Source organism: Microvirga sp. 2MCAF38, assembly GCF_052115485.1.
Classification (GTDB): domain Bacteria; phylum Pseudomonadota; class Alphaproteobacteria; order Rhizobiales; family Beijerinckiaceae; genus Microvirga.
On record NZ_JBFRGU010000003.1, the window covers coordinates 252,800 to 265,887 of the forward strand.

The following is a 13,088-nucleotide window of genomic DNA, read 5'->3' on the forward strand; positions in this document are numbered from 1 at the left end:
GACGGAGAGCGAGGCGGTGCGAACGACATCGAAGCGGCAATTCTTTCTGATCTGTCGCTCGTCGAAGCTGAACCACGTCGTCAGTCGGTTCTATCAACGTTTTTTCGCAACGTTTTTTCGAAGAGCTTGAAAGTTCTCGAAATCTACGATCGCTCCGATGGCTTTTGTTTCCTCGGGGGCAAGCGTTGAACGACCGCAAGTGCGCCTACAGGACTTTTACGTCCTCTGACTGCCATTCTCCACATGAAGGATCCGGCGAAGCCCCCTTGCCTGCGCTTCGGTTCCCGGTTCGAACAGCGTCGATGTGCTGCCACCTTTTCGATGTAGTTTGACATCATTCTAAATCTTTGATCATCTGGTCAAATCAATGAGCTTGCCCCTTGAGAGGCGGGCCGAGGTGAACGGTTCGATAGCCTGAAAGCCCCGCCTGGAGCGGGCAGGAGGACTCATGACTTCAGCTCCGGATATCCGTGCCGGGCGGCTCGCGCCTGACGAGTGTGCGAAGGCTTTCTCCGATCTCTATGAGCCACTCAATGGCCACGAGGCTCGGGTCGCGGCAGAGCGCTGTCTTTTTTGCTACGACGCACCCTGTGTGGCGGCCTGCCCGACAAGCATCGACATCCCGCTTTTCATCCGACAGATCTCGACGGGGAATGCACAAGGGGCCGGCAAGACCATCCTCGATTCCAATATCCTTGGCGGCATGTGCGCTCGTGTCTGCCCGACCGAGACGCTCTGCGAACAAGCCTGCGTGCGAAACGATGCGGAAGGCAAGCCGGTGATCATCGGGCAGCTGCAGCGCCACGCGACCGACGCCGTGATGACCTCCGGGCGGAAGCTCTACAAGCAAGGCGCTCGAAATGGGAAACGCGTCGCCGTGGTCGGCGCCGGCCCCGCCGGCCTTTCCTGCGCCCATAAGCTCGCGACGCTCGGCTACGATGTGGTCGTTCTCGACGCTCGGCAAAAGCCGGGTGGGCTCAATGAGCATGGCATTGCATCCTACAAATCCACGAACAACTTCGCTCAAGCCGAGGTGGACTGGATCCTCAGCGTCGGCGGCATCGAGTTGCGCTGTAATCAAGCGCTTGGTCGCGATTTCACGCTGGCCGATCTTCGCCGTGACTTCGATGCGGTCTTCCTTGGCCTCGGTCTTCAGGCTGTGAATGCGCTTGGCGTCGACGATGCGGGGCTGCGCGGTGTCGAGGATGCGGTGGCCTTCATCGAGGCCTTGCGTCAAACGGTGAATCTCTCAACCTTGCCGATTGGTCGTCGCGTGGTGGTGATTGGCGGCGGCATGACCGCCGTCGACGCGGCTGTGCAGGCAAAGAAGCTCGGCGCCGAAGAGGTGACGATCGTCTATCGTCGCAGCGCGGAGCAGATGGGCGCAAGCCGCTATGAGCAGGAACTCGCGCTGACCGAAGGTGTCGTGGTTCGCCATTGGGCACGACCGCTTGCTGTCCGCGGAGAAAACGGCGCACTCCGTTCCGTCTCCTTCGCCGCAACGGTGGAGAAGGATGGGCGGCTTGTCGATACCGGTGAGACCTTCGAGCTACCGGCCGATCAGCTCTTCAAGGCCATCGGCCAGCTCTTCGTGCCGCAGCATATCGAGGGATCGAGCGATACGCTCGACCTCGCCTCCGGTCGCATTGCGGTAGACGATGAGCGCCGCACCTCCCTTGCAGGTGTCTGGGCCGGTGGTGATTGCGCAGCGGGTGGGCGAGACCTCACCGTTGTCGCCGTTGAAGACGGAAAGCAGGCCGCTTTGTCCATCAATCATACCCTCCAGGGCTTCGTGCCCATGGCGGCGGAATAAGAGGAGGGCTCCATGGCCGATCTCAGCGTCAATTTCTGCGGCATCAAATCTCCGAACCCCTTCTGGCTTGCCTCCGCGCCGCCGACCGACAAGGCCTATAACATCGAGCGCGCCTTTCGCGCCGGGTGGGGCGGTGTCGTGTGGAAGACCCTCGGCGAGGAAGGGCCGCCGGTCGTCAATGTCTCTGGCCCTCGTTACGGCGTCGTGCACGGGACTGATCGGCGGATTACCGCGTTCAACAACATCGAACTCATCACCGACCGATCTCTCGAGATAAATCTCCAGGAGATCACCGAGATGAAGAAGCGCTGGCCGGACCGGGCCATCGTCGTGTCTCTCATGGTGCCCTGCGAGGAAGAGGCTTGGAAGAAGATTCTCCCGCGTGTCGAAGCTACGGGGGCGGACGGCATCGAACTCAATTTCGGCTGTCCGCACGGCATGTCCGAGCGCGGCATGGGCGCGGCGGTGGGCCAAGTGCCGGAATACGTCGAGATGGTCACGCGTTGGTGCAAAACCTATTCGCGTATGCCGGTGATCGTAAAGCTCACGCCCAACATCTCCGACATCCGCAAGCCCGCTGAGGCGGCGAAACGCGGTGGGGCGGATGCGGTCTCTCTCATCAACACCATCAACTCGATTGTCGGTGTCGATCTCGACCTTATGGTTCCGAGGCCGCACACGGATGGCAAGGCCACCCATGGCGGCATGTGCGGCCCGGCGGTGAAGCCGATAGCCCTCAACATGGTGGCTGAAATTGCCCGCTCGCCGGCGACGCGCGGCTTGCCGATGTCCGGCATCGGCGGAATCGAAACGTGGCGTGACGCGGCGGAGTTCATCTCGTTGGGTTGCGGCACGGTGCAGGTTTGCACCGCAGCCATGGTTTATGGCTTCAAGATCGTCCAGGAGATGATCACGGGGCTTGAAGCGTTCATGGATGAACGAGGTTATACCAAGATCTCCGACTTCGTCGGCGCGGCGGTGCCGAATGTCACCGACTGGCAGTATCTCAATCTCAACTATGCGGTGAAAGCACGGATCGATCAGGATCTTTGCATCAAGTGCGGCCGCTGCCACGAGGCGTGTGAAGACACGTCGCACCAGGCGATCACCAACCTCGTCAACGGCGCACGCCATTTCGAGGTGATTGACGAGGAGTGCGTGGGCTGTAACCTTTGCGCCAGCATTTGCCCCATCGAGAACTGCATCACCATGGAGCCTCTGATGAACGAAGTCGACCTTCGGACGGGCCGCATGGTTGACGGCTCCTATCTCAATTGGACCCAGCATCCCAACAATCCGATGTCGGTGAAACCTCTGCAGCCGGCAGAACCTGCTGAATGAACTGCTTGACGGCGCCGGTCACCCGGCGCCGTTTCTATTTGCATCTCGATATTGGAAGATCGCCAGTATGACGGCTTTGACGCTATCGCGGTTGACCTTCAGGCGGCAGAACGCCGTCGAGAATGATTCGCGACAGCATGTCCCGGGTGGTCTCGTAGAAATCGTCGTCCTCGATGCCCTTACCCGTCAACGCGCGGATCTGGGTGCTGAAATCGGCGTAGTGCTGCGTCGTTGCCCAGATCGCGAAGATGAGGTGCTTGGGGTCGATAGGGCGCAAGCGCCCCTCGTTGATCCAGCCCTCTATGATGCGAGACTTGACTTCGACGAGTTCGAGAAGGGTGCCGCCGAGAGCCGCGGTCAGATGCGGGGCGCCTTGCAGCATTTCCATGGCGAACAGACGCGAGGCGACCGGCTGGCTACGGGAGTAGTCGAGCTTGCGGGCGATATAAGCGCTCAGCGCCACGCGGGGGTCGCTCAGCGCATCGAGTTCCCGAAGCGGCTCCAGCCACATGTCGAGGGTTCGCCGAAGGACAGCGGTGTAGAGTTCTTCCTTCGTGCGAAAATAATAGAGAAGGTTGGGCTTCGACAAACCGGCCGCCGCAGCAATCTGGTCGACGCGCGCGCCCTGGTATCCGTAAGCTGCAAAAATTTCGAGCGCCGCATCGAGGATGCGTTCCGCATTCGCTTCGCCCATTCGCGTCGTCTTGCGCGTGGGGGTTTGCACTCCCGACCAAGCCTCGTCAGCCACCGAACATCCCTTCATGCTGCTCTCGATATCGACTTTACGTTGCGGAGGAACACTCCGGCAAGAGCAACCAATCAATCATACATAGCAACGCTTACCAAGGCGTCCGATCTCAGGAGGATAGAGCTATGAACGTCGTGCCAATGAGGCGTCCGATCCCCAACGACCTTGCCGCGTTCTGGATGCCGTTCACGGCGAACAGGCAATTCAAGAAGACGCCGCGTCTTCTCGCGAGCGCTCAGGACATGCACTACTACACCGACGACGGTCGTCCGATCCTCGACGGGACTGCGGGCCTATGGTGCGTGAATGCAGGTCACGGACGACCGAAGATCGTGGAAGCGGTACAGCGTCAGGTCGCGGAGCTCGATTACGCGCCGGCTTTCCAGATGAGCCATCCGAAGGCTTTCGAATTTGCCTCGCGACTCGTACAGATTTCTCCCGAAGGCCTCGATCACGTCTTCTTCACCAATTCCGGTTCGGAATCGGTCGAGACGGCTCTCAAAATCGCGCTCGCCTATCAACGTGTGAAAGGGCAGGGGTCTCGCACCCGGCTCATCGGTCGCGAGCGCGGCTATCACGGCGTGAATTTCGGCGGCATCTCGGTGGGCGGCATCGTGTCCAACCGCAAGATGTTCGGAACGCTGTTGTCCGGCGTCGATCATATCCGCCACACTCACGATCCCGCCCGCAACGCCTTCACTAAAGGCGAACCGGAACACGGTGTCGAACTTGCGGAAGATCTCGAGCGCGTCATTACGCTCCACGACGCTTCCACCATTGCAGCCGTCATCGTTGAGCCTGTTGCGGGCTCCACGGGTGTGCTCATCCCGCCGAAGGGCTATCTCAAGCGCTTGCGCGAGATCTGCGACAAGCATGGCATCCTGCTGATCTTCGATGAGGTCATCACAGGCTTCGGACGCCTCGGCACGCCGTTTGCCGCCGATTACTTCGACGTCATCCCCGATATCATGATTACCGCCAAGGGCGTCACGAACGGCGTGGTTCCTATGGGTGCGGTTTTCGTGAAATCGGAAATCTACGAGGCCTTCATGACAGGGCCCGAACACCTGATCGAGTTCTTCCACGGTTATACCTATTCAGCGCATCCTCTGGCTTGCGCTGCAGGCATAGGCACGCTCGACACTTATGCGGATGAGGGTCTTCTCACCCGAGGCGCGGAACTTGGGCCCTATTGGGAACAGGCGCTCCATTCGCTCAAGGGCACCAAGCACGTCATCGACATCCGCAATATCGGCCTCGTCGGCGCGATCGAGTTGGAGTCGATAGCAGGTGAGCCGACCAAGCGTGCCTTCTCGGTATTCCTGGAATGCTTCGAGCGAGGCGTCTTGATCCGCACGACCGGCGACATCATCGCGCTCTCGCCTCCGCTGATCATCTCGAAGGAGCAGATCGATCAACTCATCGGCACGATCGGCGATGTGCTGAAAGCGGCGGCATGATGCTCAGGAACGGAGCAAAGTTCCGCAACGTCCGGGTTGGATATCCGGCGAAAGTCGGCTGGCATGATCCTTGCCATAGGGAGTGAGACTGGTGCAGCTTAAGGGAGCGACAGTGCTGAAGCGTGTAACCGAGGGGGACTTCATGGGCGGCATCGGCGCACCGTCGGGACTTATCAGGAGGGCAACGCCTGCAACCGAAGCGTCCGCTCATGCACCTGTGGTCGACATCAAGGGCCTGTCTCTCACCTATGAAGCTGCCGATGGCCCGGTCTATGCGCTCTCGAACGTCGATCTGCAGATCGCTGAAGGGGAGTTCGTCTCCTTCATCGGTCCATCAGGCTGCGGAAAGACCACGCTCTTGCGCGTCATTGCGGATCTCGAACAGCCGAATGGCGGCCACATCCACGTGAACGGCGTGAGCCCCAGCGAGGCCCGCCTGCGGCGCGACTATGGTTTCATCTTTCAGGCTCCGGCGCTCTATCCCTGGCGCACCATTCAAAAGAATGTCGAACTGCCGCTCGAAATTTTCGGGCACTCCAAGGCCGAGCGGAGGGAGCGCGCCCAGCGTCAGCTCGAACTCGTGAACCTGAAGGGGTTCGAGAACAAGTTCCCTTGGCAGCTCTCCGGTGGCATGCAGCAGCGGGCCTCGATTGCCCGCGCGCTTTCCTTCGATCCGAAACTCCTCCTCATGGACGAGCCTTTCGGGGCGCTCGACGAGATTGTGCGCGACCACCTGAACGCACAACTCCTCCAGCTCTGGGACAAGACCCGCAAGACGGTGCTCTTCGTTACCCACTCGATTCCGGAGGCGGTGTTTCTATCCTCCAAGATCGTAGTGATGTCGCCGCGCCCCGGACGCATCATCGACGTGATCGATGCAAGCCATTTGGGCCGCGAGCGTAAACTCGAAATTCGTGAGTCACCGGAATTCCTGAAGATCGCACACAGGGTCCGCGAGGGCCTGAGGGCAGGGCATTCCTATGACGACTGAGGCAATGAGCCTTCCCGCGCGTCCGTCAGCTCGCAAGGCGTCTCGTTTCGGAGAGGGAAACGCGGGGCCCGTTCTCGTCGTCGTGCTGGCGATCCTGGCGATCTGGTATGCAGCCGCCATCCTGATGAACTGGCAAGGCACGGCGGATGCTTTCAGCCGGGCAGGCGAGCAGCGCTCCACGGGGGAGATCCTGTTTGCCACGATGGATCAGGAGCGGCCGATGCTTCCGGCTCCCCATCAGGTCCTCATCGAGTTGAAGAAAACCGTGATCGATACGGCGATCACGTCCCGGCGAAGCCTTCTGTTTCATGCGTGGGTGACGCTTTCCTCCACGCTCCTCGGCTTCGGTCTCGGCGCTCTGCTTGGAAGCGTGCTCGCAGTGCTCATCGTCCATGTGAAGACCTTGGAGCGAAGCCTCCTGCCCTGGATCATCTCTTCGCAGACGATCCCGATCCTCGCCATTGCACCGATCATCATCGTCGTTCTCGGTTCCATCGGCATTACGGGTCTGTTCCCGAAGGCGATCATCTCCGCCTATCTCTGTTTCTTTCCCATCACGATCAGCATGGTGAAGGGGCTGACCTCACCCGATCCCATGCAACGCGATCTGATGCGCACCTACTCGGCGTCGGTTGCGCAGACATTCTGGAAGCTGCGTCTCCCGGCCTCGCTGCCCTACCTCTTTACGGGCCTGAAGGTAGCGATCGCCATCAGTCTCGTCGGCGCCATCGTGGGTGAATTGCCGACAGGAGCGCAGGCCGGTCTCGGCGCCCGGCTTCTCGCCGGGTCCTATTATGGCCAGACGATCCAGATCTGGGCAGCGCTCATCGGTGCGGCCATCCTCGCTTCCCTGCTCGTTGCCATCGTCAGTCTTGCGGAGCGCATCGTGAACCGCAGCATGGGAGCGCGCCCCGCATGAGTGCCCTTCGTCGCGCCTCCATTCTGACGCCGCTCGTATTTCTGAGCTGTGTGTACGCCTTGAAGCTTGTCCATAGTCCGGGCGTATCGGGCCAGGCAGGCTTCGGCTTCTGGGCATTCATTATCGCCCTATGGATTGCGGCCGCCTTTGCGTTGAGCGGCCTCTCAAACCTGCGTCCCAAGACACCCACCGCGCGTCGTCTGGTGGGACTTTGCGTGCCGATATTCTTCGGGGCCTTCCTGTTCTTCCTTTGGGAGATCGTTGTTGTCGGCGCAGGCGTTCCATCCGTCCTCATGCCGGCTCCCTCGGCGATCGGCAGCCGTTTCGCCGCCTCGTTGCCGGTACTGCGCGACGATTTCATTCAGACCTTCTTGAAATCGGTGCTGTCCGGCTACGTGATGGGCTGCCTCTCAGGTTTCCTCGTCGCCATCATCGCGGACCGCATTCCATTCTTGAGGCGAGGGCTTCTGCCGCTCGGCAATTTCGTCTCGGCGCTTCCGGTCATCGGCATCGCGCCGATCATGGTCATGTGGTTCGGCTTCGACTGGCCGTCAAAGGCAGCGGTCGTGGTGGTGATGACCTTCTTCCCCATGCTTGTGAACACCGTGGCCGGTTTGGCGGCGACAGGTCGGCTCGAGCGGGATCTCATGCATTCTTATGCGGCGGGCTACTGGACGACGCTCGTGAAGCTTCGGCTTCCCGTCGCGCTGCCGTTCATCTTCAACGCTCTGAAAATCAATTCGACGCTCGCCTTGATCGGCGCAATCGTCGCCGAGTTTTTCGGCACCCCTATCGTGGGCATGGGCTTCCGGATCTCCATCGAGGTCGCCCGCATGTCCCTCGACATGGTGTGGGCCGAGATCGCGCTCGCGGCTCTCGCGGGATCGATTTTCTACGGTCTTGTCGCTCTCATCGAGCGCGCAGCAACTTTTTGGCATCCGTCGTACCGCACATAAGGGAACAGCGGGCGGCGTAGGAGGAGAGAAGAATGATGAGAAGCGTTCTACTGGCCGGCGCACTCGCGCTCGGCTTCACTACTGCCGCATCCGCACAGGCCGACAAGGTCACGATTCAGCTCAAATGGGTCACCCAGGCGCAGTTCGCGGGCTACTACGTCGCCAAGGATAAAGGCTTTTACAAAGAGGCCGGCCTCGACGTGACCGTCAAGCCGGGCGGACCGGACATTGCACCGCCTCAAGTGATCGCCGGTGGCGGCGCCGATGTTGTCGTGGACTGGATGCCGTCGGCTCTCGCTGCGCGCGAGAAGGGCGTGGCGCTCGTCAACATTGCTCAGCCGTTCAAGAAGTCGGGCATGATGCTGACTTGTCGCGCGGAGACCGGCATCAAATCTCCGCAAGACCTTAAAGGACGCACGCTCGGCGTCTGGTTCTCGGGCAACGAATACCCGTTCCTCGCCTGGATGGCGAAGCTAGGCTTCAAGACCGATGGATCGGCCGGCGGCGTGAAGGTTCTGAAGCAAGGCTTCAATGTCGACCCGCTCATCCAGAAGCAGGCCGATTGCATCTCGACCATGACCTATAATGAATATTGGCAGGTCATCGATGCGGGCTTCAAGCCAGAGCAACTGGTCGTCTTCAAATATGAGGACCAGGGCGTCGCGACGTTGGAAGACGGCCTCTATGTCATGCAGGACAAGCTGAAAGATCCGGCCTTCGTCGCCAAGATGGCGAAGTTCGTCGCAGCCTCGCAGAAGGGTTGGGATTACATGCGCCAGAACCCCGATGAGGCGGCCAAAATCGTCCTCGACAACGACGCTTCCGGCGCGCAGACGGAGAAGCACCAGAAGCGCATGGCCGCCGAAATCGCCAAGCTTCTTGACACTTCGAGCAAGGGTAAACTCGATCCGGCCGATTACGATCGCACGGTTGCGACCCTGCTCGCCGCAGGCGGCGATGCTCCTGTGATCACCAAGAAGCCGGAAGGCGCTTGGAGCAGCGCCGTCACGGACGCCATCAAGTAACGATCTTCAAAAACCTGTCCTTCTCCCCCCAAGGGAGAAGGACGCGCTCGACCCGCTTCGAGCTTCTCCCCGACAAGGGGATGTCGATTTCAGAAACCTCACAAGAAACAATCAGAGGAAACATCCATCATGGCCCTACTCATTCGCGGCGGCACCGTCGTCAATGCCGATCTGAGCCGCCGTGCCGATGTGCTGGTGGAAGGCGAGCGGATCGTCGCCGTCGGCGAGAATCTCGAAGCGCCCGCCGGTGCCGAGATCGTCGACGCAGGCGGCGCATTCGTCATGCCCGGTGGCATCGACCCGCATACGCACATGGAGTTCCTGTTCATGGGAACCGTGTCGGCGGACGACTTCGAGTGGGGCACCAAGGCCGCGTTGTCAGGCGGCACCACGACGATTGTGGATTTCTGTATTCCCGGTCCGAACCAATCCTTGCTCGATGCCTATCGTGATTGGCGCAGCAAGTCGGAGAAGGCGGCGGGCGACTATTCTTACCACCTTGCGATCACCTCTTGGTCCGAGCAGGTGGAACGCGAGATGGGCGAAATCGTGAACACCCATGGGGTGAACACCTTCAAGCATTTCATGGCCTACAAGGGCGCGTTGATGGTGGATGACGACATCCTCTTCCGCTCCTTCAAACGCTGTGCCGAACTCGGCGCCATCGCTCTCGTTCATGCCGAGAACGGTGACGTGGTCGCGCAGATGCAGGAGGACTTCATCGCGCAAGGCAAGACCGGTCCCGAGTTCCACGCCTATTCCCGCCCGCCTGCGGTTGAAGGCGAGGCAGCGCAGCGCGCTATCGTGATCGCCGATATGGCGGGTTGCCCGCTTTACGTGGTGCATACGTCCTCGAAGCCGGCGCATGAGGCCATTGCGCGCGCCCGTGCGGAAGGAAAACGTGTCTTCGGCGAACCGTTGATCCAGCACCTCGTGCTCGATGAAACGGACTATCTCAACAAGAGTTGGGACCATGCCGCGCAGCGCGTGATGTCGCCTCCATTCCGGCCGAAATCCCATCAGGATAGCCTCTGGGCTGGTCTCCAGGCGGGCTCGCTCCAGGTGGTCGCGACCGACCATTGCTCCTTCACCATGGAGCAGAAGCGCATCGGTAAGAACGACTTCCGCATGATCCCGAACGGCACCGGCGGGCTTGAGGACCGCATGCCCGTGCTCTGGAGCGCGGGCGTGAATTCCGGGCGGCTGACACCGAACGAGTTCGTCGCCGCCACCTCCGCCAATGCAGCCCGCATTCTCAACATGTATCCGCAGAAGGGCGTTATCATGCCTGGAGCGGATGCGGACATCGTGATCTGGGACCCGAAGGCGACCAAGACCGTTTCCGCGAAGAACCAAGTGAGCCGCATCGAATACAATGTGTTCGAAGGCTTCGAGCTCACCGGTCTTCCCGCGCGCGTCTATCTTCGCGGGAAGTTGGCGGCGGAAAATGGGCAGGTGAGGGCAGAGCGCGGCCAGGGCCGTTTCATCTCCCGCCGTCCGCTTCCCGCTTTCGCGGAAGCACAGCGCCGCTTGAAGGCTAACACCGCGCCCAAGGCTGTGGCGCGCTGAGACGAAACGCAGGCGTTTTCTCGGAAGGCTCTGGCGCGGTCTGCTGGGGCCTTCCGAATGTTGCCTCACGATGACGATCTGAAAGATTGAAGACATGCAAAACCTCACTATCAACCCTCAGCGTCTTTGGGACAGTCTGATGGAGACCGCGCGGATCGGCGGCACTGCCAAGGGTGGCATCTGTCGGCTCACCCTGACCGATCTCGACAAGGATGTGCGCGACTGGTTCCGTGGGCAGTGCGAGGCGCTTGGTTGCACGGTTACGGTCGATCAGGTCGGCAACATGTTCGCTTTCAAGCCAGGCAAGCGGAGCGACGTGGAGCCGATTGCAATCGGCAGTCACCTCGACACGCAGCCGACCGGTGGCAAGTTCGACGGCATTCTGGGGGTGCTCGGCGGGCTGGAGGTGATGCGCACGCTTCACGATCTCGGCTACGAGACGAACGCACCGTTAATGCTCGTAAACTGGACGAACGAGGAAGGTTCGCGTTTTGCGCCCGCGATGTTGGGCTCGGGCGTCTATGCCGGCGTGTTCGATCGCGCTTTCGCGGATAGCCGGGAGGATCGGCAAGGCGTGCGTTTCGCCGAGGCCATCGAGAGCATCGGCTATCGCGGCGAGGCGGCACCAGGCTCAGTGAAGTTCGGCGCGATGTTCGAACTCCATATCGAGCAGGGCCCCATCCTCGAAGCAGAGCGGAAGGTCGTTGGCGTCGTCACGGGCGTGCAAGGCATGCGCTGGTATGAGGTCGAGTTCACCGGGCGAGAGGCGCATACGGGCTCGACGCCCATGAGCCTGCGCGCCAATGCTCTTCTTGGTGCTGCGCGTGTCGTCGAGCGCGTAAACCAGATTGCGTTGGAACATGCTCCCTCCGCCGTCGGCACGGTTGGTCTCGTGGAGGTGAAGCCGAACTCGCGCAATGTGATTCCGGGTCACGTCTTCTTCACTGTCGATTTCCGTCATCCGGATGATGCGGTGCTCGACGTGATGGAGCGCAAGTTGATGGACGCCGTCCCCGCCATTGCAAAGGAGATCGGCCTCGAAGCCGTGGCGAAGAAGGTTTGGGACTCGCCTGCCGTACGCTTCGATGCCGATTGCATCGCGGCTGTGCGCACAGGGACCGAGAAGGCGGGTTTCCCGTCTCGCGACATGGTCTCAGGAGCAGGGCATGACGCGGCTTATATCGCGCGCGTCGCTCCGACCACGATGATCTTCGTTCCTTGCGAAGGTGGTCTAAGCCACAATGAAGCGGAGAGCACTACGCTCGACGAGTGTTCGGCCGGGGCGCAGGTTCTGCTGAACGCGGTGCTGCACTACGATCAACGTTTCGGCCTATAGATCGAACCGGGGCGCGTTCGGAAGAGATGAGCATAGCCGGCGGCGGGGAAGTCGCCAGTTCATCATTCTACGGCCCCTGCAAGCTCGACCATATTCCCTCCAGCATATCGGGGTTGAGGATCAAACCGGATGCGGCGCGTATGACAGCGTGTTGACCGGCGGGAGCTTCGGTCGTCATAGCCCAATGAACGGCTTCGCGAAGCGATGTGAACGTCTTCGCCTGATTCCAATCGAGCCCGCTCTCATCGACTCTCGTGCCGACGGTTTCGTATTGCAGACGGGCCGGCTCATCCAAGTCGGTTTTGGTCAGCATGGTAGATCCTACGATCCCGTGTTCGCGAGCGATCTGCCATGCCAACGGAAAAGGCGAATGCCCGTTCCCGCAGACACTTTCGAAAAATCGTTTGACGGAGATAAGCGTTATTTATTGTCACGCTTGGCTTGAGCTTTCTTACCAGCTTGAGAGATACGCCCGGCCTGCATTTCGCTTCCAATGCGCTCAGGTTTCTTGTTTTCGCTGGGCTTCATTCCCTTTCCGGCCGTTCGTCCTGAGGTCGGTCTGCTCTTGGAACTGACGCCGCGCTTGAGTTCCAACGCCTTCTGCGCATTCTCGCTCAGGCGTGCTCGCGCATTGCGGCGTGCGTTTTCCTTATTGAGGCGGGAGAGTGCCTCGCTCAGCACGCCAGCCTTCCGTCGATTACCGAGGTCCTTCGCTGCGAAGGTCGTGCTTGTGCGGGCCTTTCCACGCACTTCGCGCCGTTGTCGGTTTGCAATATCTTTCGCGCGGTCGCGTCGTTCGCGAATGAGCTTCGTCAGACGGGACAGGTCGGGCTCCTCCAGCATGCCGAGGGCGGGGTGATGAGTCTGTGCGACCAGTTCGAACTCGTCGTCACTGAGCAAGCGACGCTCGACGCGTTTCGGTGTGGTCAT

General features: G+C 60.5%; 12 protein-coding genes. 9 read left to right on the forward strand and 3 right to left on the reverse strand.

From position 1 onward, the window contains the following. Positions 1 to 448 precede the first annotated feature (448 nt). Positions 449 to 1,813: an NAD(P)-dependent oxidoreductase gene (locus AB4072_RS08075; protein ID WP_441966940.1), complete on the forward strand. Its 1,365-nt coding sequence runs from the start codon at positions 449 to 451 to the stop codon at positions 1,811 to 1,813. 12 nt (positions 1,814 to 1,825) lie between these two features. Then, positions 1,826 to 3,154 (forward strand): NAD-dependent dihydropyrimidine dehydrogenase subunit PreA, encoded by a 1,329-nt coding sequence (gene preA / locus AB4072_RS08080; RefSeq protein WP_441966942.1) that lies wholly within the window; start codon positions 1,826 to 1,828, stop codon positions 3,152 to 3,154. Positions 3,155 to 3,236: 82 nt separating this feature from the next. Here preA and rutR read toward each other — a convergent pair whose 3' ends face one another. After that, complete coding sequence (gene rutR / locus AB4072_RS08085) at positions 3,237 to 3,902, reverse strand: HTH-type transcriptional regulator RutR (protein ID WP_441966944.1); 666 nt, start codon at positions 3,900 to 3,902, stop codon at positions 3,237 to 3,239. A 125-nt stretch (positions 3,903 to 4,027) separates the two neighbouring features. Here rutR and AB4072_RS08090 point away from each other — a divergent pair, with 125 nt between their 5' ends. The 7 genes from AB4072_RS08090 (at position 4,028) to AB4072_RS08120 (ending at position 12,158) form a co-directional block, all read left to right on the forward strand. Next, positions 4,028 to 5,362, forward strand: a complete 1,335-nt coding sequence (locus AB4072_RS08090; protein ID WP_441966946.1) for an aspartate aminotransferase family protein — start codon at positions 4,028 to 4,030, stop codon at positions 5,360 to 5,362. 91 nt (positions 5,363 to 5,453) lie between these two features. Further along, a complete protein-coding gene (locus AB4072_RS08095; protein WP_441966948.1) occupies positions 5,454 to 6,353 on the forward strand; it encodes an ABC transporter ATP-binding protein in 900 nt (299 codons plus the stop codon). Beyond that, entirely contained in the window at positions 6,343 to 7,272 is a 930-nt protein-coding gene (locus tag AB4072_RS08100) for an ABC transporter permease (protein ID WP_441966950.1), read from the forward strand. The genes AB4072_RS08095 and AB4072_RS08100 overlap by 11 nt, the downstream gene beginning before the upstream one ends. Then, positions 7,269 to 8,228 carry an ABC transporter permease gene (locus tag AB4072_RS08105; protein ID WP_441966952.1) on the forward strand — a complete coding sequence of 320 codons (960 nt, stop codon included), beginning with the start codon at positions 7,269 to 7,271 and terminating at the stop codon, positions 8,226 to 8,228. The genes AB4072_RS08100 and AB4072_RS08105 overlap by 4 nt, the downstream gene beginning before the upstream one ends. A 35-nt stretch (positions 8,229 to 8,263) precedes the next feature. Further along, complete coding sequence (locus AB4072_RS08110; protein WP_441967272.1) at positions 8,264 to 9,253, forward strand: ABC transporter substrate-binding protein; 990 nt, start codon at positions 8,264 to 8,266, stop codon at positions 9,251 to 9,253. A gap of 129 nt (positions 9,254 to 9,382) precedes the next feature. After that, the gene (gene hydA, locus AB4072_RS08115) at positions 9,383 to 10,822 is read left to right on the forward strand and encodes a dihydropyrimidinase (protein WP_441966954.1); all 1,440 of its coding nucleotides are present in this window, start codon (positions 9,383 to 9,385) and stop codon (positions 10,820 to 10,822) included. A gap of 94 nt (positions 10,823 to 10,916) precedes the next feature. After that, positions 10,917 to 12,158 (forward strand): Zn-dependent hydrolase, encoded by a 1,242-nt coding sequence (locus AB4072_RS08120; protein WP_441966956.1) that lies wholly within the window; start codon positions 10,917 to 10,919, stop codon positions 12,156 to 12,158. A 67-nt stretch (positions 12,159 to 12,225) separates the two neighbouring features. Here AB4072_RS08120 and AB4072_RS08125 read toward each other — a convergent pair whose 3' ends face one another. Beyond that, positions 12,226 to 12,471 (reverse strand): hypothetical protein, encoded by a 246-nt coding sequence (locus tag AB4072_RS08125; RefSeq protein WP_441966958.1) that lies wholly within the window; start codon positions 12,469 to 12,471, stop codon positions 12,226 to 12,228. 107 nt (positions 12,472 to 12,578) lie between these two features. Then, the gene (locus AB4072_RS08130) at positions 12,579 to 13,088 is read right to left on the reverse strand and encodes a hypothetical protein (RefSeq protein ID WP_441966960.1); all 510 of its coding nucleotides are present in this window, start codon (positions 13,086 to 13,088) and stop codon (positions 12,579 to 12,581) included.

Bases quoted from the DNA above. Each gene is read 5' to 3' on its own strand.
- AB4072_RS08120 (WP_441966956.1), top strand. From the start codon at position 10,917: ATGCAAAACCTCACTATCAACCCTCAGCGTCTTTGGGACAGTCTGATG.
- AB4072_RS08110 (WP_441967272.1), top strand. From the start codon at position 8,264: ATGAGAAGCGTTCTACTGGCCGGCGCACTCGCGCTCGGCTTCACTACT.
- AB4072_RS08105 (WP_441966952.1), top strand. From the start codon at position 7,269: ATGAGTGCCCTTCGTCGCGCCTCCATTCTGACGCCGCTCGTATTTCTG.
- preA (WP_441966942.1), top strand. From the start codon at position 1,826: ATGGCCGATCTCAGCGTCAATTTCTGCGGCATCAAATCTCCGAACCCC.
- AB4072_RS08075 (WP_441966940.1), top strand. From the start codon at position 449: ATGACTTCAGCTCCGGATATCCGTGCCGGGCGGCTCGCGCCTGACGAG.
- AB4072_RS08100 (WP_441966950.1), top strand. From the start codon at position 6,343: ATGACGACTGAGGCAATGAGCCTTCCCGCGCGTCCGTCAGCTCGCAAG.
- AB4072_RS08090 (WP_441966946.1), top strand. From the start codon at position 4,028: ATGAACGTCGTGCCAATGAGGCGTCCGATCCCCAACGACCTTGCCGCG.
- AB4072_RS08130 (WP_441966960.1), bottom strand. From the start codon at position 13,088: ATGACCACACCGAAACGCGTCGAGCGTCGCTTGCTCAGTGACGACGAG.
- hydA (WP_441966954.1), top strand. From the start codon at position 9,383: ATGGCCCTACTCATTCGCGGCGGCACCGTCGTCAATGCCGATCTGAGC.
- AB4072_RS08125 (WP_441966958.1), bottom strand. From the start codon at position 12,471: ATGCTGACCAAAACCGACTTGGATGAGCCGGCCCGTCTGCAATACGAA.